We start from the raw sequence: 21324 nt of genomic DNA on the forward strand, positions 1-21324 counted from the left end.
GGCCGGCGCCGACGGGCTGGTGCACGTGTTCCAGGACGTGCCGGCCGACGAGGCCATCGTGGCGCTGGCGCGCGGGCGGGGCGCCTTCGTGGTTCCCACGCTGTCGGTGGTGGCCGCCTTCGCCGGCGAACCGGCGCCGCTCGGCGCCGATGCCCGGCTGGCGCCCTGGCTGTCGGCAGCGCAGCGCGAAGGCCTGGCGGCGGGCATGCACGCGGGACCGCCGGTGGCGCACCTGCTGGCCAATGCCCGCGAAAGCGTGCGCCGCCTGCATGCCGGCGGCGTGCGCATCCTGGCCGGCACCGACGCGCCGAACCCGGGCACCACCCAGGGTGCCTCGATGCACGGCGAGCTGGCCTGGCTGGTTTCGGCCGGCCTGACGCCGCGCGAGGCGCTGGTCGCCGCCACCTCGGCGCCCGCCGACGCCTTCGGCCTGGCCGACCGGGGCCGCATCGCGCCCGGCTTGCGCGCCGACCTGGTCTTGGTCGAAGGCGACCCGACGCGCGACATCACCGCCACCCGCGCCATCGTCGCGGTGTGGAAAAACGGCGCGCGCATCGACCGCCGCGCCGTCGTGGACGAAGCGCGGCCGGCGCTGCAGGGCGTGCTCGGTGACTTCGAGCGCGAGGACGCCGCGGGTCCGGCCGGCCAGTGGCTGCCCACCAGCGACGCGCTGGCCGGCGGTGCCTCCGAAGCCCGCCTTGCCTGGAAGGAAGGCGGTGCCGCGGGCAGCGCCGGCGCCCTGGCCGTGGCCGGCGAAGTGCGCGAAGGCGCCGCCACGCCCTGGGCCGGCGCGTTCTTCAACCCGGGCGAACAGATGATGTCGGCGGTGGACGCGGGCGCCGCCACGCGCCTGCAGCTGCGCCTGCGCGGCGACGGCCGCACGGTGAGCGTGCTGGTGTTTTCCGGCGCGCCCGGGACGCCGCCGGCGTCGGTGCGCCTGCCCACGGCCGCCGGCTGGGCCACGCACGTGCTGCCGCTGGCGGACTTCACCGGGGCCGACCTGTCCCGGCTGCGCGGGATCGCCGTCACCGCCGGCGCGCCCGCCGGGGCCTTCGCCTTCGAACTCGACGACGTGGAAATCCGCTAAGGTTCGCGGCGATGGAGACCCTGCCCACCCGCGTCCGCCACGCCCTTTCCGGCAACGCCGGGCGCAGCGACCTGCACGACAGCCCCTGGGTCACGCTGGCCTACCTGGTGTTCGTGTTCGTACCGCTGTTCTTTTCGCCGATGGGCGGGCAAAGGGCGGTGCTGGCCAGCCTGGTGGCCGTGGCGGTCTTCCTGCCGATGCATTTCCGCTTCCATCGCCGGGACGCGGCGGGGCGCGCCTGGCTGCCGCCGGCGGTGGCGCTGGTGGGTTTCGCGCTGGTGCCGTTCAACCCCGGTGGCAACACCTTCCTGGTGTACGCCGGCGCGATGTGCGGCTGGGCCTACCCGGCCCGCCGCGCGGTGGCGGTGACGGCGCTGCTGCTGGCGCTGCTGGCACTGGAGTTCTGGTTCGTGATGCCGGCCGGCTACGCGCTGGGCTGGTCGCTGATGTCCGCGTTGCTCACTTCGCTGGTGCTGGCCGGCGCGCTGTTCGCGCGCGACAAGGCCCGGCGTGACGCCGAACTGCGCCTGACGCAGGACGAGGTGGGCCGCCTGGCCGCGCTGGCCGAGCGCGAGCGCATCGGCCGCGACCTGCACGACCTGCTGGGCCACACGCTGTCGGTGATCGCGCTCAAGAGCGAGCTCGCCGGCCGCCTGGTCGAGCGCGATGCGGCGGCCGCGCGGGCGCAGATCGCCGACGTCGAGGCCGTGGCGCGCCAGGCGTTGGCGCAGGTGCGCGAGGCCGTGGTGGGCATCCGCGCGGCGGGGCTTCAGGCCGAACTGGCGGCGGCGCGCCTGGCCCTGCTGTCGGCGGAGGTGCGGCTGGACCAGCGCCTGGCCCCGGTGGAACTTGCACCCGCGGCCGAATCGGCGCTGGCCATGGCGGTGCGCGAGGCCGTCACCAACGTGCTGCGCCATGCCGCCGCGACGCGCGTGGAGGTGGAGCTTTCGGTGGCCGGCGGCGAACTGCGCCTGGCCATCAGCGACGACGGCCGCGGCGGCGTCCTCCGCCCTGGAAACGGCCTGGCCGGCATGCAGGAACGCCTGGCCGAAGTGGGCGGCCGGCTCGAGATCGACAGCCCGCCCGGTGGCGGCACCCGCCTGCTGGTGAGGCTGCCCGCGGCCGCGCTCGAGGGGCCCGCGCCATGATCCGCATCGTGCTGGCCGAGGACCAGGCGATGGTGCGCGGCGCGCTCGCCGCGCTGCTGGGCCTGGAAGGCGACCTGGCCGTGGTGGCCGAGGCCGGCGACGGCGAAGCGGCCTGGGCGGCGGTGCAGGAACACCAGCCCGACCTGCTGGTGACCGACATCGAGATGCCGCACCTGACCGGCCTGGACCTGGCGCTGCGGGCGCACGACGCCGGCCTGGCCACGCGCGTGGTCATCATCACCACCTTCGCCCGCGCCGGTTACCTGCGCCGCGCGCTAGACGCCGGCGTGCGCGGCTACCTGCTCAAGGACGCGCCTTCGGCCCGGCTGGCCGCCGCGCTGCGCCAGGTGCACGCCGGCGGCCGCGTGATCGACCCGCAGCTGGCCGTGGCCGCGTGGGGCGAACAGGACCCGCTGACCGAACGCGAACGCCAGGTGCTCCGGCTGGCGGGCGAGGGCGTGAAGACCGCCGACATCGCCGAGCGCCTGCACCTTTCCCACGGCACCGTGCGCAACTACCTGTCCGAGGCCATCGGCAAGCTCGGCGCCGAAAACCGCATCGAAGCCTGGCGCACTGCCCGCGCCAAGGGCTGGCTCTGAGATAATGGCCAACCGCAACGGTTTGGCCCGCCTTGAAGAAGTCCGACTTCCATTTCGACCTGCCGCCCGAGCTGATCGCCCAGGAACCCCTGGCCGAGCGCTCGGCCAGCCGCCTGCTGGTGGTGCCGCCCGAGGCGCCGCCTTATGCCGACCGCCACGTGCGCGACCTGCCCGAGTACCTGCGGGCCGGCGACCTGCTGGTTTTCAATGACACGCGGGTGATCCCGGCGCGCCTGTTCGGCACCAAGGACACCGGCGGACGGGTCGAGATCCTGCTCGAGCGCCTGGTCGGCGGCCACGAGGTGCTGGCCCAGGTGGGCGCCAGCAAGTCGCCCAAGCCCGGCGGCCGCATCACGCTCGACGAGGGCACGGCCATCGAGGTGCTGGGCCGCGAGGGCGAGTTCTACCGGCTGCGCTTCCTCACCGAGGAGCCGCTGGAAAAGCTGCTGCTGCGCGCCGGCCGCATGCCACTGCCGCCCTACATCCAGCGCGAGGCCGGCCAGGCCGACCTCGAGCGCTACCAGACCCTGTTCGCGCGCCACACCGGCGCCGTGGCCGCGCCCACCGCCGGCCTGCACTTCGACCAGCCGCTGCTGGCGGCGCTGGAGGCCAGGGGCGTGCAATTCGGCCACGTCACCCTGCACGTGGGCGCCGGCACCTTCCAGCCGATGCGGGTGGATTCGATCCACGAGCACGTGATGCACAGCGAATGGCTGAACGTGGGCGCCGGACTGTGCCAGCAGGTGGCGCGCACCCGCGCCGCCGGCGGCCGGGTCGTCGCCGTGGGCACCACGGTGGTGCGCGCGCTGGAAACCGCCGCCCGCGGCGGCGAACTCAAGCCTTACGCCGGAGACACCAACATCTTCATCTTCCCCGGCCACCACATCCGCACCGTGGACGCGCTGGTCACCAACTTCCACCTGCCGGAAAGCACGCTGATGATGCTGGTCTCCGCCTTCGCCGGGCGCGAGCGCGTGCTGGCCGCCTACGCCCACGCGGTGCGCGAGAAATACCGCTTCTTCAGCTACGGCGACGCCATGCTGCTGTTCCCGGAGGCCGCCGCGTGAGCCGCATGCGCTTCGAGAAGCTGGGCCAGGACGGCCCGGCCCGCCGCGGCCGCCTGCATTTCCCGCGTGGCACCGTGGAAACCCCGGCCTTCATGCCGGTGGGCACCTACGGCACGGTCAAGGCCATGCTGCCCGAATCGCTGCGCGCCATCGGCGCCGAGATCATCCTGGGCAACACCTTCCACCTGTGGCTGCGGCCGGGCATGGAAGTGATCGAGGCGCACGGCGGCCTGCACGGCTTCTGCAAGTGGAACGGCCCCATCCTCACCGATTCCGGCGGTTTCCAGGTGTGGTCGCTGGCCAAGCGCCGCAAGATCACCGAGGAGGGCGTCACCTTCGCCTCGCCGACCGACGGCGCCAAGGTGTTCCTGTCGCCCGAGGTGAGCATGCAGGTGCAGCGCTCGCTCGATTCCGACATCGTCATGATCTTCGACGAATGCACGCCGTACCCGGCCACCGAGCCGGTGGCGCGCAAGTCCATGGAGCTCAGCCTGCGCTGGGCCGAGCGCAGCAAGCGCGCGCACGAAGGCAACGACGCGGCGCTATTCGGCATCGTCCAGGGCGGCACCTGGAACGAGCTGCGGGCGCGTTCGGCGGAAGGGCTCAAGGCCATCGGCTTCGACGGTTACGCCGTGGGCGGCCTGGCCGTGGGCGAGCCGCCCGAGGAGCGCGACGCCACCCTCGAAGCGCTGTGCCCGCTGCTGCCGGAGGACCAGCCGCGCTACCTGATGGGCGTGGGCAAGCCCGAGGACATCGTGGAAGCGGTGGCGCGGGGCATCGACATGTTCGACTGCGTCATGCCCACCCGCAACGCCCGCAACGGCCACTACTTCGTGCGCGGCGGGCAGGTGCGCATCCGCAACGCGCAGTACGAGAGGGACCTGCGCCCGATCGAACCGGGCTGCACCTGCTACACCTGCGCCAGCGGCTACACACGCAGCTACCTGCGCCACCTCGACCGCTGCAACGAAATCCTGGCCTCGATGCTGGCCACCATCCACAACCTGCACCACTACCAGCAGCTGATGCGCGACATCCGGGCCGCCATCGACGCCGGCCGCTTCCGGGAATTCCGGGCCGCATTCCACGCCGCCCGCGCCCAGGCCGCTCCTACAGGGGGGTAGGGTGCCTGTGGCATACTTGAACGCTTGATTCCACCTTGAGACGCTAAGTCCATGTCCCTGCTCGATATTCTTGTTTCCCCCGCCGCTGCCCAGGCCGCCGGTGGCCCGGCCCCCGCCAACCCGCTGATGAGCCTGCTGCCGCTGATCATCCTGTTCGTGGTGTTCTGGTTCCTGCTGCTGCGCCCGCAGATGAAGAAGGCCAAGGAGCACCGCGAGCTGGTCGCCAAGCTGCAGAAGGGCGACGAAGTGCTCACCAACGGCGGCATCGCCGGCCGCATCGAGGACCTGGGCGAAAGCTTCGTGACCGTCGAGGTCGCCGACAAGGTGGCCATCAAGGTCCAGCGCGGCGCCATCACCGCGGTCCTGCCCAAGGGCACGTTGAAGTCGGCCTGAGCCGTCCCCATCCGAATCACCCACGGCCCTGACCGGGCCGCCAACGGTTGTCGCCCATGCTTCAGTATTCGACCTGGAAATACGTCGTCGCCGCGATCGTGATCGCGCTTTCCGCCTTCTACTCGCTGCCCAACCTGTATCCCCAGGACCCGGCGGTGCAGGTGGCGGCCAACCGCGGCGCCGTCGTCGACGACGCCCTCGTGCTGCGGGTGAAGGGCGAGCTGGAGGAGGCCAAGGTCGCGGCCAAGTCGGTCGCCATCGAAGGCGAGCGCCTGGTGGTCCGCACCAGCAACCCGGACGAGCAGACCCGCGCCGCCGACCTGCTGCGCGCCGAGCTCGGCACCCAGTACACGGTGGCGCTGAACCTGGCCTCGACCGTGCCCGACTGGCTGACGTCCGCCGGCGCCCGGCCCATGTCCATGGGCCTGGACCTGCAGGGCGGCGTGCACTTCCTGCTCGAGGTGGACCAGCAGGCGGCCATCGAGAAGCGCAGCAATGCCTTCGCCGACGAGATCTCGGGCGTGCTGCGCGAAGGCAAGTTCGCCTACACCAGCGTCTCGCGCACCAACGAAGGCATCCAGGTGCTGCTCAAGAACGCCGACGACATGGCGGCGGTGCGCGCGGCGATCGGCCGCGAGGCCCCCGAGCTGCTGCTCGAGTGGGACCCGGCCCAGCCCGAACGCCTGGTCGCGCGCGTCACGCCCACCCTGGTCAAGACGATCATGGACGGCGCCATCGAGCAGAACCGCACCACGCTCGACAACCGCATCAACAGCCTGGGCGTGGGCGAGCAGGTGATCCAGCGCCAGGGCGAGAGCCGCATCGTGGTGCAGCTGCCCGGCGTGCAGGACACCGCCGAGGCACGCAAGCTGATCGGCGCCACCGCCACCCTCGAATACCGCCACGTCATCGACTATGGCGCCAACGCCCAGCAGGCCGCGGCCACCGGCGTCGTGCCGGCCAACGCCCGGCTCTATTACAGCCGCGAGCTCGGCCCGGACGGCAAGCCGCGCCCGATCCTGCTCTCGCGCCGCGTGATCGTCTCGGGCGACCAGCTGGTCAACGCCACCTCGAACCCCGACCCGCAGTCGGGCACCCCGGCGGTGCAGATCGAGCTCAACAGCGCCGGCGGCAACCGCATGCTGGCCCACACCCGCGAGAACGTCGGCCAGCTGATGGCCGCCGTGTACATCGAAACCATCCCCGAAGTGCGCATGGTGGACGGCAAGGAAGTGCGCACCTCGCGCGTCAGCGAGGAGGTGATCAACGCCGCCCAGCTGCAGGGCGTGTTCGGCAAGAACTTCCAGACCACCGGCCTCGACAGCCAGCAGGAAGCGGCCGACCTGGCCCGCCTGCTGCGCGCCGGTTCGCTGGCGGCGCCGATGGTGATCATCGAGGAGCGCATCATCGGCCCGAGCCTGGGCGCCGAGAACATCGAGCGCGGCCTGACCGCGGTGTTCTGGTCGTTCGGCTTCGTGCTGATCTTCTTCCTCGTCTACTACAAGATGTTCGGCATCGTCACCAACCTGGCGCTGCTGCTGAACCTGCTGCTGGTGATCGCCGTGATGTCCATGATCGGCGCCACCCTGACGCTGCCCGGCCTGGCCGGCATCGCGCTCACGGTGGGCATGTCGGTGGACGCCAACGTGCTGATCAACGAACGCATCCGCGAGGAGCTGCGCAACGGCAACACGCCGCTGGCCAGCATCGCCAACGGCTACGACAAGGCCTCGGGCACCATCGCCGACGCCAACGTCACCGCGCTGCTGGCGGGCGTGGCCATGGCGGTGTTCGGCTCCGGCCCGATCCGCGGCTTCGGCATCACCCTCATCATCGGCATCCTGACCTCGATGTACACCGCGGTCTCGGTGTCCCGCGGCATCGCCACCCTGATCTACGGCAAGCGCAAGAAGCTCGCCAAGGTCTCGATCTAAACGTTTCCCAGGAGAGACGGCGTGGAACTCTTCCCGTCCAACAGCAACATCAATTTCATGCGCGCGCGCCATGCCGCGCTGGCGGTGTTCGTCATCCTCATGGTCGCCGCCATCGGCGCCCTGGCGGCCAAGGGCTTCAACTACGCGCTTGATTTCACCGGCGGCACCGTGGTGGAAGTCGAGTTCGAGAAGCCCATGGACGTCGAGGGCGTGCGCCAGCGCCTGGACGCCGCCGGCTACGACAGCCCGATCGTGCAGACCTTCGGCTCCGGCAACGACATCGTCATCCGCCTGCAGCCGCCCGAGCAGGAAGAGGGCGCGGGCCCGCAGGAAGCCACCCCGACCGAACAGACCGGCACCGCGATCCTGCAGGCCGCCCAGACCCCGGACAACCCGGGCCGGGTGATCCGCAGCGACTTCGTCGGCCCGCAGATCGGCAACGAACTGGCGCTCAACGGCGTGTACGCGGCGGTGTTCGTGGCCCTGGGCTTCCTGGCCTACATCGCCATCCGCTTCGAGTTCAAGTTCGCCATCGCCGCGGTCGTCGCCACGCTGGGCGACATCCTGCTGGTCTGCGGCTGGTTCGCCTTCAACCAGCACGAGTTCGACCTGACCGTGCTGGCCGGCATCCTGTCGGTGATGGGCTTCTCGATCAACGACAAGATCGTGGTGTTCGACCGCGTGCGCGAGAACTTCCGCCTGCTGGCCAAGCTCGAGCCGAAGGAAGTGCTCAACCGCTCGGTCAACCAGACCCTGTCGCGCACGATCATCACCTCGTTCGTGGCCTTCCTGACCGTGCTGGCGCTATACCTGTACGGCGGCCAGTCGCTCAAGGGCATGGCCGAATCGCAAATGGTCGGCATCGTCATCGGCACCCTGTCCTCGATCCTGGTGGCCTGCCCGATCCTGCTGCTGCTGGGCGTGACCAAGCAGGACCTGATGCCCAAGGCCCGCGCCGACGTCGAAGCCGAGCTGGCGCGTCGGCCGTAACGCCTGCGTTCGCAGGAAAAGAAAAGGCCCGCACGAGTGCGGGCCTTTCTTTTTGCCGCCGGGCAGGGTTCAGACCGAGAACGCGGCGGCGTAGTTCGAGGAGACGACGGCGCGCTGGAGCACGTCGCTGATCTTGAGGTTGCCGGCGATGATCTGGCCGGACATCAGCAGCATGTCGGCGCCGCCGCGGAAGTCGCAGGCGCGGCCACCGGCCTCGCGCACCAGCAGCAGGCCGGCAGCGATGTCCCAGGGCTTCACGCCCGCCTCGAAGTAGGCGTCGGCGCGGCCGCAGGCCACGTAGGCCAGGTCCAGCGCGGCCGAGCCGGTGCGGCGGATGTCCTCGGCCTCGGCCAGGGTCGCGCGCAGGGCGTCGAGGTGCGGGGCCAGGCGGGCCCGCTCGCGCGGCGGGAAGCCGGTGATGAGCAGGGCGCCGGCCAGGTCCTTGCGCTCGCCGATGCGGATCTTCTTGTCGTTGAGCAGGGCGCCGGCGCCCTTGGACGCCGTGAACAGCTCGTTGCGCAGCGGATCGAAGATGACGCCGTGCACCGGCTCGCCGTTCTCGACCAGGGCGATCGACACGCAGAAGTGTGGCCAGCCCCGGAGATAGTTCGAGGTGCCGTCCAGCGGGTCGATGACGAAGGTGTAGCGGCCCTTGCCCATGGCGCCCGACTCTTCGCCCAGGATGGCGTAGTCGGGGAAGGCCCGGCGCAGCTCGCGTATGATCTCCGCCTCGGCCTGGGAATCGACCTCGCTGGCGTAGTCCTGCTTCGATTTCTCGAAGACGTTGAGGGCGTCGAGCTTGCCCATGTGGCGCAAGATCAGGTTGCCGGCCGAACGGGCCGCCTTGACCATGACGTTGACGACAGGTTTCTGCATATTCCCGTCCGAATGACCGCTGGATTGTGTGAAGAACAAGGGGCCGGTCGTTGCCGGCGCCGCGCAAGGATAACAGGTTGGAAAACGAAAATATCCGCATCGTGCTCGTGGGCACCCAGCACCCGGGCAATATCGGCTCCGCCGCGCGTGCCATGAAGACCATGGGCCTGTCGGCCCTGCACCTGGTCGCGCCCGAGCGTTTCCCCGACCCGGAGGCCGTGGCCCTGGCCGCCGGCGCCGACGACCTGCTGGCCGCCGCCCCCGTGCTGCCCGACCTCGACGCCGCGCTGGCCGGCTGCCGGCTGGTGGTGGGCACCAGCGCCCGCCGTCGCACCGTTCCCCTGCCCGAACTCAGCCCGCGCGAGGCCGCCCGGCAACTGGTCGCCGCCGCCGCCGAGGGCCCGGTGGCCCTGCTGTTCGGCCGCGAGCGCACCGGCCTGGAAAACGAGGAGCTGCAGCGCTGCCACGCCTCGGTCTGCATCCCGACCCACCCTGGCTTCAGCTCGCTCAACATCGCCGCGGCCGTGCAGGTGCTGGCCTACGAACTGCGCCTGGCCGTGCTCGAGGCCGCCGGCGGCGGGTTGCCCAGCGGTCGCCCGGTGCCCGGCCCGGCCCCGGAGGCCGAGCCCCCGGCCACCGCCGACGAGCTCGAGCGTTTCTTCGGCCACCTGGGCCAGACCCTGGAAGAGATCGACTTCCACAAGGGCAGGGCGCCCGAAATGGTGATGGCCCGGCTGCGCCGCCTGTTCCTGCGGGCGGCCATGGACAGCCGCGAGGTGAAGATCCTGCGCGGCATCCTGTCCGAGGCCCAGCGCATGGCCCGGCTGGCGCGCGGCCCGGGAGCCTAGCGCCGCCCCCCTCCGGCCGAATACAGTAGGCCGGCATTCTTCACACGCCCTGGACCGCCCCCTTCGTGACGCCTAAGTTCCCCAGTGTCCCGTCCGGCGGCCTCCTGCGTCTGGCGTTCCTGCTCCTGCTGGGGCTGGCCGGGCTGGCCCAGGCCGCCGACGGCGTGCTCGTCCTGGGCCGCATCAGCGACGACCCGCGCCGCCACTACGAACAGCTCAAGCCGCTGATCGACTACGTCGTGCCGCGCATGAAGGACGTGGGCATCACCGAGGGCCGCGTGCTGATGGCGCGCGACCCGCAGCAGATGATGAGCTACCTGCGCCGCGGCAAGGTCGACTGGGTCACCGAGACGCCGGGCACCGGCCTGCTGCTTGCCGACAAGGCCGGCGCGCGGCCGCTCCTGCTCACCGAACGCAGCGGTTCGCGCGAGTACCGCAGCGTCATCTTCACGCACCGCGACAGCGGCATTACCGAACTCCCGCAACTGCGCGGCCGCACCATCGCCTTCCAGTCGCCGTCCTCCACCAGCGCCTACCTGGTGCCGGCCATGGTGCTGCGCGAGCAGGGCCTGCCCATGAGCCTGATGGTGTCGCCGCTGGACGAAGCCGACCCGGGCAGCGTGGGCTACGTGTTCGCCAACACCGACGCCAACCTCGGCGCCTGGGTGCACAAGCGCCTGGTGGACGCCGGCGGCTTCAGCGACCAGGACTGGGAATCGCTGCAGCGGGTCTCCGAAGCCGCGCGCCGCGACCTGGTGGTCATCCACACCACGGGCCCGGTGCCGCGCGCGATGGAGCTGGTCAGCGCCGGCATGCCACCCGAAGTGGCCGCCCGGCTCAAGGAAGTGCTGCTCGGCGCCAGCCAGGACCCGCAGGCCCGCGAGGCCCTGCGCCAGTTCTTCCGTACCACCGGCTTCTACGAGCCCGACGAGCAGACCCGGGCCTCGCTCGACCAGCTGCGCCGCGGCGCCCGCGACGTGCGCGAGGCCCTGGAATGAGGCTGCCGTTCCGCCTGGGCCTGCGCGGCGAACTGCTCTGGCTGGTGGCCGGCGTGATGCTGGTCGTGGTGGGCCTGTTCTCGGCCCTGTGGCTGCACACCCGCCGCAGCAACGAAGACGCCCGCCAGCTCAGCGCCGGCGCCGTGCGCGAACTGGCCCGCGAAGGCCTGCTCAGCCGCGGCCAAACCCTGTCGAGCCAGCTGGCCGACGCCGCCACCAACCCGCTGTACTACCTCGACCTGGCCAAGCTGGGCGAACTGGCCCGTGCCACCCTGCGCCAGCCCGACGTGGTGTACGTGATCATCCACGACGCCCAGGGCCAGGTGCTGCACGACGGTTCCGGCGACATCCCGGCCTTCGGCCAGCCCATGTCCGACCCGATGGCCTACGAGGCGCTGCAGGCCGAAGGCCCGCACGGCCAGTGGAGCGAGATGCTGCTCGACGTGGCCAGCCCGATCCGCATCGGCGGCGAGCGCATCGGCGGCGTGCGGGTGGGCCTGTCGCGCGAAAACGCCACCCGGCGCGAAGTGGAAGTGCTGGGGCCGCTGCAGGCGCGCCTGCAGGCCGCCAGCAACGAACACCTGGCCTGGATCCTCACCCTGCTGGCGGCCATGTTCGGCATCGCCGGCATCGCGCTGTGGCTGCTGCAACGGCGCATCGTGCAGCCCATCACCGAACTGGCCGAGGCCGCCGGCCGCATCGAGCAGGGCCGCTACACCGAGGTGACCCTGCACTCCGAGCGCCAGGACGAGATCGGTGAACTGGTGCGCGGCTTCACCCGCATGAGCGAGGCGGTGGCGCGGCACGACCGCGACATCCGCCGCATGGCCTACACCGATTCGCTGACGGGCCTGTCGAACCGCCTGGCCTTCCGCGAGGCGCTCGACGACCGCCTGCTCACCCTGCAGGCCAGCAGCGGCGAACTGGCGCTGCTGTTCGTCGACCTCGACGACTTCAAGCGCGTCAACGACACGCTGGGCCACGAAGCCGGCGACGAAGTGCTGGGCCAGCTGTCGGTGCGCATCCGCCTGGCGGTGGAACGCCTGGGCGGGCAGGGCGCCGAGATCGCGCGCTTCGGCGGCGACGAGTTCATCGTGCTGTTCCTGGCCGACGACATCCGCGCCAGTTCCGGCCGCCTGGCCGAGGCGCTGATCGAGGAAGTCCAGCGGCCGCTGATCCTGCACGGGCGCCAGGTGTTCCTGGGCGCCTCGGTGGGCATCACCCTGTTCCCCTTCGACGCCGCCAGCGCCGGCCAGCTGCTCAAGAACGCCGACATCGCCATGTACCAGGCGAAGGTGGCGGGCAAGGGCTGCTACCGCTTCTATTCCAAGGCCATGGACCAGGCCGTCGAGCGCCGCGTGCAGCTCGAGGAAGAACTGCGCGGCGCCTGGGAGCGCGGCGAACTGAGCCTGCACTACCAGCCCATCTACCGCCTTGCCGACGGTCGCCCGATGGGCGCCGAGGCGCTGTGCCGCTGGGAACACCCGCGCCTGGGCGTGGTGCCGCCGTCGGTGTTCATCGAAGTGGCCGAGCAGAGCGGCCTCATCGAGGCCCTGGGCCGCCACGTGCTGGTGCAGGCCTGCCAGGACGCCGCGACCTGGAAGCAGCCGGGCATGGAGCCGCCCTTCGTGTCGGTGAACATCTCGCCGCGCCAGCTGCGCAGCGGCGACCTGCCCGACGTGGTGGCCAGCGCCCTGCAGGCCACCGGCGTGGCGCCGCAGCAGTTGCACCTCGAGCTCACCGAAACCGCCGTGCTGGGCGACGAGGCCCAGGCCAGCGCGCTGCTCTCGCGCCTGCGCGCCACCGGCGTGAAGGTGTGGCTGGACGATTTCGGCACCGGCTTCTCGGGCCTGAGCCACCTGCGCCGCGTGCCGGTGGACGGCGTGAAGATCGACCGCAGCTTCGTCGCCGACGTGCTGCGCGACCCGGACGACCTGGCGCTCACCTCGGCCATCATCGCCATGGCGCATTCGCTGGGCATCACCGTGGTGGCCGAAGGCATCGAGGCCGAGGGCCAGTACGCCGTGCTGCGCGAACGCGGCTGCGACCAGGGGCAGGGGTTCTGGCTGGGCCGGCCGATGCCGGCCAACGACATGCGCCGGGCTTTCCGCGACGCCTCAGGCCAGTAGGCCGGCGATCCACCCGGCCACGTGGCCGGAGAACACCACCATCACCACGATCTCGGCGATGCCCAGCGCCCACGCCGCCAGCATCAGCCGGCCGTCGCGCTCGATCAGGGCGATGGCGAAGGCCAGCAGGATCAGGCCGAAGGGATAGTTGGTGCCGGGGATGGGCAGCGCCAGCAGCCCGCCCAGCAGCACCAGCAGCAGGCCGGTGAACAGGCGCGCGGCGGGGCGGTCGATCACGCCTTCCGCACGCGGGCGGCTCAGCTTCTCGAGCTTGCGCAGCAGGCCCGAGGTGCGGTCGCGGAACTTCGCCATGCTTTCGCGCGAGAGCGGGCGGCGCGACAGGAACCCCGGCACCCACGGATGCGCCATCAGCGCCAGCAGCTGCAGCCCGGCCAGGCTCACCAGCGGGCCGCTGACGGCGCCGGCGCCCACGGGCAGCGGCACGAAGGCCGGCAGCACCGACAGCAGCAGGAAGATGCCGAAGGCGCGGGCACGGAACTGGTCGAGCACGCCGCCGAGGGTCAGCGGACCGGCGTCGCCATTGCCCTCGGCGAGCGTGTCGAGCAGGGCGCGGGTGCTGATTTCAGCGGGGGTCATGGCCCGGGACTATGGGGCGCGGCGGCTTTATCCGGTCTAAATCCCATCTTCGCGCTCGGGCTCGGGCAGGCGCGCCACCAGCAGCTTGTCGATGCGCGCGCCGTCGAGGTCGACCACCTCGATGCGCCAGCCGCCCCAGTCGAAGTGCTCGCCCGCGTGCGGGATGCGGCCGAAGCGGGCGATCACCATGCCGGCGGCCGTGTGGTAGTCGCTGTCCTCTTCGTCGGGCAGGCTGGTGAGCGACAGCAGCTCGCGCAGTTCCTCGGTGGAAAGGCGGCCGTCCACCAGGTAGGAGCCGTCGGTGCGGGTGACCACCAGCGCCTCGGCCTCCGGGGTCTCGGTGGTCTGCACGCGGCCCAGCACGGCGTGCAGCAGGTCGTTGGCCGACACCATGCCCTGCACGTCGCCGTATTCGTCCACCACCAGGGCCAGGGTCTGCTGTTCCTCGCGGAAGATCTCCAGCAGCTTCATGGCCTGGGTCGATTCGGACACGAACAGGGCCGGGCGAAGGTCGCGGAACAGGTCGGCGCGGGCGCCCTCGCGGCCGATCATGCCGGTCAGCGACTTCACTTCCAGGATGCCCAGCACCTCGGCGTCGGAGCCGCGGTAGACCGGATAGCGGGCGTAGGGCGTCTCGCGCATCACCGCCAGGTTCTCCTCCACCGAGGCGGCGGCGTCGAGCCAGACGATGCGCGTGCGCGGCGTCATCAGGCCGGCGCTGCTGCGGTCGCCCAGGCGCAGGACGCGGTTGATCATGTTGCGCTCGTCGGCGTCGATCACGCCCTGCTCGTGGCTCTCGGCCACCAGCATGCGGATCTCCTCTTCCGTCACCTGGTCGGCCTGGCCGCGGTCGAGCCGCATCACGCGCATCAGGGTGCGGGTGCTCAGCGAGAGCAGCCAGACGAAGGGCGTGGCCGCCAGCGAGATCCACTTCATCGGCAGGGCCACGGCCGCGGCGATCTTCTCCGGCGCCAGCAGGGCGATGCGCTTGGGCACCAGCTCGCCGATGATGATGGAGAAGTAGGTGATCAGGGTGACGGCGACGCCGGTGCCGATGCCCTGGGTCAGCTCGGGGTCCAGCCCCAGCGGCGTGATGGCCTCGGCCACCTGGTTGCCGATGCTCTCGCCGCCGAACACGCCGGTGAGGATGCCGATCGAGGTGATGCCCACCTGCACGGTGGACAGGAAACGCTCCGGGTGTTCGGCCAGCTCCAGGGCGGCCTTGGCGCGGCGGCTCTCGGCGGCCTGCTGCTTCAGGCGGGCCTTGCGGGAGGTCACCACGGACATCTCCGACAGCGCGAAGAAACCGTTGCAGAGGATGAGGAACAGGACGAGGGCGAGTTCGAGGGTCATGGGCTACCGGACGGGGCCGGCGGAAAGCTCCGGATGCGGGGGTGGGGAATGCCCGCAACTATGCCATACCGGCCCCCCGGCCCCGGGGTGCCGGCTGTCACGCCGGTGTAACATATGCGCCATTCGAAGGCCGGGCAGCCCGGCCAGACTGAGGATTGCGCATGTTTTCCCTCCAGACCATCTTCGGCAAGGGCGACAAGTTCTACGGCCTGCTCGAATCCAGCGCCGCCGCCGCCCGTGAAAGCGCCCGGGCCCTGGGCGAGCTGCTGGCCACCCCGCCGGCCCAGCGCAGCCTCGAGAAGTTCAAGCTGGCCCGCCAGCGCGAGAAGGACCTGGCGGCCGAGATCAGCCAGGAGCTGGTGAACACCTTCGTCACCGCGCTCGAGCGCGAGGACATCGAGGCGCTGTCGAACGCGCTGTACAAGATCCCCAAGGTGGTCGAGAAATTCGCCGAGCGCTACGCGATGGCCTCCGAGCGCGTGGCCGACGTGGACTTCATCCCGCGCGCCGCCATGCTCGAGCGCGCCTGCACCGTGCTCGAGGAGATGGTGGGGCTGCTGCGAAAGGGCATGGCGCTGGAAACCACCAAGCAGCTCAACGACAAGCTGCAGGCCATCGAGGCCGAGGCCGACCGCCTGATCCTCGAGCTCTACCGCGACACCTACCTCAACGAAACCGACCCGATGCGCTACCTGATCCTCAAGGACCTCTACGAGATCCTCGAGAAGGCGATCGACCGCTGCCGCGACGCCGGCAACGTGATCTACGGCATCGTCCTCAAGAACGCCTGAGCCGATGACCACCGCCCTCGTCCTGGTGCTGGCCGTCATCCTGACGGCCCTGGTGTTCGAGTACATCAACGGGTTCCACGACACTGCCAATTCCATCGCCACCGTGGTGGCCACCAAGGTGCTCAACCCGACCCAGGCCGTGGCCCTGGCGGCGTCGATGAACCTCATCGGCGCCCTGGCCGGCACCGCGGTCGCCAAGACCATCTCCTCGGGCCTGATCGACGCCGAGGTGGTGGACGTGAGTTCGCAGCTGATCATCTGCGCGCTGTCCGGCGGCATCGTCTGGAACCTGATCACCTGGTGGTTCGGCCTGCCGTCCTCGTCCAGCCATGCCCTGATCGGCGGCCTCATCGGCGCCGCGCTGGCCGCGGCCGGCAACAACTTCGACGTGCTGATCTGGTCGCGCGTGGCCGAGGACTGGACCAAGAGCCAGGGCATCTTCTGGAAGGTGATCGTGCCCATGATCAGCTCGCCGGTGGCGGGCTTCTTCCTGGGCCTGGTCATGATGGGCACCCTGATGGCCGTGATCAGCGCCATGAACGGCGCCGGCGGCTGGATCGCCCGCATCTCGCGCCCGCGCTGGGTGAATGCGCTGTTCGGCAAGGCGCAGATCTTCTCCGCCGGCTACATGGGCTTCGCCCACGGCACCAACGACGCGCAGAAGACCATGGGCATCATCGCCCTGGCGCTGATCGGCGCCGAAGCCTCCGGCACGCTCGACAACCTGCCGTCGTGGCTCGCCTTCATGCACCCCGGCGACAGCGAGGGCATCGAGACCTGGATCGTGGTCACCTGCGCCCTGGTGATGGCCGCGGGCACCGCCGCCGGCGGCTGGCGCATCATCAAGACGCTGGGCCACAAGATGGTGAAGCTGCATCCCATCCACGGCTTCGCCGCGGAAACCAGCTCGGCCACCATCCTCACCCTGGCCGCGCACTTCGGCATGCCGGTGTCCACCACCCACAGCATTTCCACCGCCATCATGGGCGTGGGCGTGGCCAAGAACCCGCGCGCGCTGCGCTGGTCGGTGATCCAGAAGATCGTCTGGGCCTGGATCCTGACCATCCCGGCTTCGGGTGGCCTGGCCTGGCTGATGTTCAAGGGCCTTGAAGCGCTCGGCTGGACCTGAGGCCTGTCCTGAGTCCGGCGGCATGCACGTTCCCGCGTGGATGCCTTTCAAACTGCAACGCCTCCTGCTGCTGGGCGGCCCGGTACTGTTCCTGCTGGGCCTGTTGGTCACGCCTGCACTGGACGATCTCCGCGGCCGGCCGCTGCGCCAGACGCTGGTGCTCCTGCTCCTGCCGGTGCTGCTGTCCGCGCTCGCCGCGAAGCCGCTGCGTTTGCGCCTGGCCAATGCCCTCGCTTTGCTCTGGGCCGCCCCGCTGCTCGTGTTCGCCGGCGCCGGCCCCGTGCTGGCGACGCTGGTGCTGTGCCTGGCGGCGATCGCGCTGGGCGGGCGCATCGCCCCGGCACGCGCGGCGCCGCTGCAACTGGCGCTCGGCCTGGTGCTGCTCGCCGGCGCGGTGGGCTGGCTGTTGCCGCTGCCGGTCCACCACGCGGCGGCCTACTGGCCGGCGCTGCTGGCCCTGCTGGCCTGGCGCTGGCGCCCGGTGCTGGCCTCCTTGCAGCAGTTGCACGCCGGGTGGCGCGACGCCGTCGACGCCGCGCCCCGGTCGGCGGCGTGGGCGGTCGCCAGCGTCGGCCTGCTGAGCACCGCCGCGTGGCTGCCCACGCTGGCCTACGACGACCTGGCCTACCACCTCGCCCTGCCGGCGCAGCTTGAGCAACTGGGCTACTACCGGCTCGACGTGCGGTCCCAGTCGTGGGCGCTCGCGCCCTGGTCGCCGGACGTGCTGCACGCGATCGTGCAGGTGATGGCCGGTGCCGAAGGCCGCGGCGCGCTCAACATGGCGTGGGTGCTGCTGGTGGCCGCAGGAGGCTTCCAGGCCACGCAGGCGATCGGTGGCGACCGCGCGGCCGCCTTCGCCACCGTGGCGCTGGCCGCTTCGGTCCCGATGATGGCGTGGCTGGTGGGTGGCATGCAGGTGGAGCTGCCCGCCGCGGCGCTCGGCCTGGTGTTGGCCGCGGTGCTCGCCACGCGTGCCGCCGGGGCCGCCGACGGCGGGCCGGTCGCGTCGCGCGACCTGCCGGCCCTGGCCGTGCTCGCGGGTGGCCTGGTGGCCACCAAGGCAAGCCTTGTGCTGATGCTCTTCCCGCTGGGGCTCTGGTGGCTCTGGCTGGTGCGGGCGCGCCTGCCCTGGCGGGCGCTGCCGGGAGGCGCGATGCTGGCCGTCTTCGCCGGCGGCTCGAGTTATGCCTACGCGGTGGCGATTGCCGGCAACCCGCTCCTGCCCCTGTTCAACGACTGGTTTCCGAACGACTACGCGGCCGGCCGGATGATCGACTCGCGCTGGCTCGCGGGCCTGTCCTGGGACATCCCCTGGCGCATGGCCTTCGAGTCGCCCCGCTACGACGAAGGTTTTGCCGGCAGCGCCGGCTTCCTGCTGGTGCTGCTGGCCGGGCCGTGGCTGCTTGCCTTGCTGCGCCCCGGTCCGGCGCGAACCCTGGCCTGGGTGTCCCTGGTCGCCGGCCTGCTGCCGCTGCTTTTCATCCAGTACGCGCGTTACGTGCTGCCGGCGATGCTGCTCGGCCTGCCTGCGCTGGTCGCCACCTGCCGCAGCCTGGGGGGCGTCCGCGCGGGCACGGCGCTGCTGGCCCTGGCCTGGGGCGCGAACGTGGCGTTTTTCGCGAACGGCTCGTGGATATGGCGCACCGGTGCGCCGCTGCAGGCGTTCCAGCCGCGCGAAGCGGCGCGGCAGGCCCTGTGGCTCGAATATGCACCGGAACGCGCCTGGGGGCCGCTGCTGCGCGGGCAGGCCGACGCGCGGCTGCTGGTGCTGTCGCCATCCCCGGCGGTCGCGGAGTTCGGCGGCCGTGCTTTTTCGCCCTCGCGCTACGACCCGGCGCTGCAGGAAGCGGCGACGCATGCGGCGGGTTCGGCGGAGGCCTGGCGGCGCCTGCTCCTGGACCATGGGTTCACCCACGTGAGCCTGCGCGAAGCCGGCGATCCGGCCGTGGCGGCGGCGCTGGCGCAACTGGGAGCGCGCCGCGAGGCGGTGTCCGGCGAAGCGCAGCTGTGGCGGTTGCCGCCCGATCCCGGCGCGCGCGACCTCATGCGGGAGCGTGACGTCGCCGCGCGGTGGCGGGCCTCCGTGCTCGCCCGGTAGGCGAGGCGACCGACCTCAGAGCAGGTCGCCGCCGGCGGAGAGCATGCGCTCCATCTGGTCGCCCAGGCCGCCGATCTCGAGCACCAGGCGGTCGATCTCGGCCGCGTTGAGGGTGTCGTAGGGGCGGTTCTCGCACAGCTGCAGGTAGGGCACCGAGTCGAGTTCGCCGATGGCCAGGTAACCCACGCGGCTCTCCCAGTTGAACGACAGCATGCGGCGGGCGTCGATGCCGGTCATCGGCGCGATCACGGTGCTCACGCGCAGGTAGGGGCGCTCGTCCTCGCCGACCATCTCCGACAGGAAGATGCTCTGGTGGCGCTTGCCCTTGTCCAGCGACAGTTGCACGCAGGCCAGGTAGGGCTCGCTGGCGGTGAGCTTGTATTTGCCCTGGAGGTGGCCGCGGATCTGTTCGAAGTTCTGCATGTCTGGACGGTTCTAACGGGGGGAGCGTTATCCTAAACCCCCATGCCCGGAAAACCCACCGAAAACCCGGCCGAAAAGCACCGCCGCCTCATTTTGGCCGCGGTGCGCGCGGTGCCGCGCGGGCAGGTGGCCGGCTACGGGGAAATCGCCCGGCGCGCCGGCCTGCCGGGCCGGGCCCGGCTGGTGGCGCGCATCCTTTCCGAGGGGGACGAGCCCGGCCTGCCCTGGCACCGGGTGCTGCGGTCCGACGGCCGGGTGGCCTTCCCGCCGGGCTCCGAAGGCTTCGACGAACAGGTCCAGCGCCTGCGCGCCGAAGGCGTGCGGGTGGAGGGCGGGCGGGTGCGCGGCCAGTCCGCCGCGGCCACGCTCGACGAGATGCTCTGGGCGCCGCCGCCGCGCTGAGGGTCAGAAGTCAGGCCGCAGCCGGACCTGGTCGAGCTCCTTGCGCAGCGATCGCATGAAGAGCGCAGGCGCGAACCACGTGTAGGCGCAGAAGCCCAGCCAAAGGTTGCGCAGCGGAACCGTCAGGTCTTCGCGTCCCGCCTCTTCCAGCAAGATTCCGGTGGCTCGGTAGAGAAGGAACGCCGCGAGGAGGATAAGCACCGTTCGGGTACCGCTTCCCGAGGTGACGAACGTCTGGAATCGCCACCAAAGGCCGAGAAACCAGCTCTTGCGAGCCTTGATGCCGCAAAGCAGCGCCAGGGCCGAAGGATCCTCCGGTGTGAGCTGGAGTGCCCAGACGGCATGGTCACGCGCAGCATCGACCCGACCGGCTGCCAGTTCGCAGCGGCCGTGCAACACAAGCGCGGACACTTGCTCGGGATTGCGCTCAAGTGCCTCCACAGCCAGGGCCGAGGCTTCCGCCATTCGGCCCTGGGCGAACGCAACCTCTGCCGCGGCCACGCAAGCCGCCGGGTCGTCCGGGGTAAGCACCAACAACGCCTGAGCATGGCGATCTGCCTCGTCGGTCCTGCCCCAGTAGAGGTGCAGGTCGACAAGCTGCAAACGCGTTGCGACGACTTCCGGATCGAGTTCGAGGGCCGCATGCAAATGTGCTTCGGCTACCTTGGGGCGGCCCTTTGCCTGGGCTACGCTGGCGGCGGCCACGTGTGCCAGCACGCTGTCGGGCGCCAGTGCCAGCGCAGAGCTCGCCTCGAGATCCGCGGCATGCAAGCGCTTGCGACGTACCAGGCACATGGCAAGCAGGGCGTGCGCCTCGGCATCGTCAGGGTCATTGCCCAGACGGTTGGCGAGGGTGTCGATGGCTGCGTCGAGTTGTCCGCGTTCGGCCTGGGCCTGGGCTCTCCGGAGGGCGTGGTGCGAGTCGCGCGCCGTCATTCCAGTACCAGCCAGTAGATGCTGCCTTGCAGTGGCCCGAGGACGAAGGGGGTGGCCAACATACCCAACACTACCACCAAGACGCCGTTGCGCGGTGCGCCGCCGAAGTACTGCCAGATTTCGAAACCTCGAGTTTGCAGGATGACCACCGCATAGCCCATGCCGAGCTTCAGCGCGACCATCGAAAGAGCCGCCAGCCGGAGTGAAGTTCCCTCCAGTACGCCCGATTCGTTGAGTGCGATCAGCACGGTAGCGAGCAGGAAGGTGCCAGCGGCCGCCACCGCCAGCGCGATCCACTCGCGCACGCGGGTGGCGCTGCCAAGTGCGATGCCGTTGAACACGAACCAGGGTAGGGCCAGCCAAAGGCCGCCGAGCATCAGCGCAAAAAAAGGGTTCTTCTCC

Annotated in this window: 21 protein-coding genes; 15 read left to right on the forward strand and 6 right to left on the reverse strand. The window is 70.8% G+C overall.

Going from position 1 to position 21324, the window contains the following annotated elements; translation table 11 throughout:
- The 8 genes from N790_RS12205 to secF form a co-directional block, all read left to right on the forward strand.
- On the forward strand, positions 1–1087 hold a 1087-nt coding region (locus tag N790_RS12205), incomplete at its 5' end, for a CIA30 family protein (protein WP_043804545.1).
- An 11-nt stretch (positions 1088–1098) separates the two neighbouring features.
- Positions 1099–2235 (forward strand): sensor histidine kinase, encoded by a 1137-nt coding sequence (locus N790_RS12210; protein ID WP_052385917.1) that lies wholly within the window; start codon positions 1099–1101, stop codon positions 2233–2235.
- Positions 2232–2834 (forward strand): response regulator transcription factor, encoded by a 603-nt coding sequence (locus N790_RS12215; RefSeq protein WP_043804547.1) that lies wholly within the window; start codon positions 2232–2234, stop codon positions 2832–2834. The genes N790_RS12210 and N790_RS12215 overlap by 4 nt, the downstream gene beginning before the upstream one ends.
- A 32-nt stretch (positions 2835–2866) precedes the next feature.
- Positions 2867–3901 (forward strand): tRNA preQ1(34) S-adenosylmethionine ribosyltransferase-isomerase QueA, encoded by a 1035-nt coding sequence (gene queA / locus N790_RS12220; protein WP_043804549.1) that lies wholly within the window; start codon positions 2867–2869, stop codon positions 3899–3901.
- A 5-nt stretch (positions 3902–3906) separates the two neighbouring features.
- The gene (gene tgt / locus N790_RS12225) at positions 3907–5025 is read left to right on the forward strand and encodes a tRNA guanosine(34) transglycosylase Tgt (RefSeq protein ID WP_425388038.1); all 1119 of its coding nucleotides are present in this window, start codon (positions 3907–3909) and stop codon (positions 5023–5025) included.
- 51 nt (positions 5026–5076) lie between these two features.
- Positions 5077–5418, forward strand: a complete 342-nt coding sequence (gene yajC / locus N790_RS12230) for a preprotein translocase subunit YajC (protein ID WP_156970068.1) — start codon at positions 5077–5079, stop codon at positions 5416–5418.
- A 56-nt stretch (positions 5419–5474) separates the two neighbouring features.
- Positions 5475–7352, forward strand: a complete 1878-nt coding sequence (gene secD, locus N790_RS12235; protein WP_043804553.1) for a protein translocase subunit SecD — start codon at positions 5475–5477, stop codon at positions 7350–7352.
- A 57-nt stretch (positions 7353–7409) separates the two neighbouring features.
- On the forward strand, positions 7410–8342 hold the full coding sequence (secF, locus tag N790_RS12240; protein ID WP_052385921.1) for a protein translocase subunit SecF: 933 nt from the start codon (positions 7410–7412) through the stop codon (positions 8340–8342).
- A 69-nt stretch (positions 8343–8411) separates the two neighbouring features.
- Here the strand turns inward: secF and N790_RS12245 are convergent, their stop codons facing one another.
- Positions 8412–9218: an inositol monophosphatase family protein gene (locus N790_RS12245; RefSeq protein WP_043804557.1), complete on the reverse strand. Its 807-nt coding sequence runs from the start codon at positions 9216–9218 to the stop codon at positions 8412–8414.
- A gap of 77 nt (positions 9219–9295) precedes the next feature.
- On the opposite strand from N790_RS12245, the gene N790_RS12250 reads away from it, so the two are divergent.
- The 3 genes from N790_RS12250 to N790_RS12260 all read left to right on the forward strand — a co-directional run bounded on the left by N790_RS12250 (position 9296) and on the right by N790_RS12260 (position 13193).
- The gene (locus tag N790_RS12250) at positions 9296–10066 is read left to right on the forward strand and encodes an RNA methyltransferase (protein ID WP_043804559.1); all 771 of its coding nucleotides are present in this window, start codon (positions 9296–9298) and stop codon (positions 10064–10066) included.
- Positions 10067–10131: 65 nt separating this feature from the next.
- A complete protein-coding gene (locus N790_RS12255; RefSeq protein WP_245593788.1) occupies positions 10132–11064 on the forward strand; it encodes a phosphate/phosphite/phosphonate ABC transporter substrate-binding protein in 933 nt (310 codons plus the stop codon).
- Positions 11061–13193: a putative bifunctional diguanylate cyclase/phosphodiesterase gene (locus N790_RS12260; protein WP_052385918.1), complete on the forward strand. Its 2133-nt coding sequence runs from the start codon at positions 11061–11063 to the stop codon at positions 13191–13193. The genes N790_RS12255 and N790_RS12260 overlap by 4 nt, the downstream gene beginning before the upstream one ends.
- Here the strand turns inward: N790_RS12260 and N790_RS12265 are convergent.
- Positions 13182–13790, reverse strand: coding sequence for an exopolysaccharide biosynthesis protein (locus tag N790_RS12265; protein ID WP_043804561.1), 609 nt, complete (start codon positions 13788–13790; stop codon positions 13182–13184). The two genes, N790_RS12260 and N790_RS12265, sit on opposite strands and share 12 nt — an antisense overlap.
- A 36-nt stretch (positions 13791–13826) precedes the next feature.
- On the reverse strand, positions 13827–15143 hold the full coding sequence (locus N790_RS12270) for a hemolysin family protein (RefSeq protein ID WP_043804563.1): 1317 nt from the start codon (positions 15141–15143) through the stop codon (positions 13827–13829).
- 161 nt (positions 15144–15304) lie between these two features.
- Between N790_RS12270 and N790_RS12275 the strand changes: the two genes are divergently transcribed.
- Genes N790_RS12275 through N790_RS12285 form a run of 3 tightly spaced genes read left to right on the forward strand, consistent with a single transcriptional unit; the run spans position 15305 to position 19161 of the window.
- Positions 15305–15934: a DUF47 domain-containing protein gene (locus N790_RS12275; RefSeq protein ID WP_043804564.1), complete on the forward strand. Its 630-nt coding sequence runs from the start codon at positions 15305–15307 to the stop codon at positions 15932–15934.
- Positions 15935–15938: 4 nt separating this feature from the next.
- A complete protein-coding gene (locus N790_RS12280) occupies positions 15939–17063 on the forward strand; it encodes an inorganic phosphate transporter (RefSeq protein WP_043804566.1) in 1125 nt (374 codons plus the stop codon).
- 40 nt (positions 17064–17103) lie between these two features.
- Positions 17104–19161, forward strand: a complete 2058-nt coding sequence (locus N790_RS12285) for a hypothetical protein (protein WP_043804567.1) — start codon at positions 17104–17106, stop codon at positions 19159–19161.
- A 15-nt stretch (positions 19162–19176) separates the two neighbouring features.
- Here N790_RS12285 and N790_RS12290 read toward each other — a convergent pair whose 3' ends face one another.
- Positions 19177–19584: a hypothetical protein gene (locus N790_RS12290; RefSeq protein ID WP_043804568.1), complete on the reverse strand. Its 408-nt coding sequence runs from the start codon at positions 19582–19584 to the stop codon at positions 19177–19179.
- 42 nt (positions 19585–19626) lie between these two features.
- On the opposite strand from N790_RS12290, the gene N790_RS12295 reads away from it, so the two are divergent.
- On the forward strand, positions 19627–19986 hold the full coding sequence (locus N790_RS12295) for an MGMT family protein (RefSeq protein WP_052385919.1): 360 nt from the start codon (positions 19627–19629) through the stop codon (positions 19984–19986).
- Between the two features lie 3 nt (positions 19987–19989).
- Here N790_RS12295 and N790_RS12300 read toward each other — a convergent pair whose 3' ends face one another.
- Both N790_RS12300 and N790_RS16490 read right to left on the reverse strand, forming a co-directional pair.
- Positions 19990–20922 carry a tetratricopeptide repeat protein gene (locus N790_RS12300; protein ID WP_043804570.1) on the reverse strand — a complete coding sequence of 311 codons (933 nt, stop codon included), beginning with the start codon at positions 20920–20922 and terminating at the stop codon, positions 19990–19992.
- Positions 20919–21324 (reverse strand): hypothetical protein (locus N790_RS16490; protein WP_043804580.1); only part of this gene is annotated, 406 nt, incomplete at its 5' end. The genes N790_RS16490 and N790_RS12300, both read right to left, overlap by 4 nt.

The sequence above is a fragment of the Arenimonas malthae CC-JY-1 genome (assembly GCF_000747075.1).
Classification (GTDB): Bacteria; Pseudomonadota; Gammaproteobacteria; order Xanthomonadales; family Xanthomonadaceae; genus Arenimonas; species Arenimonas malthae.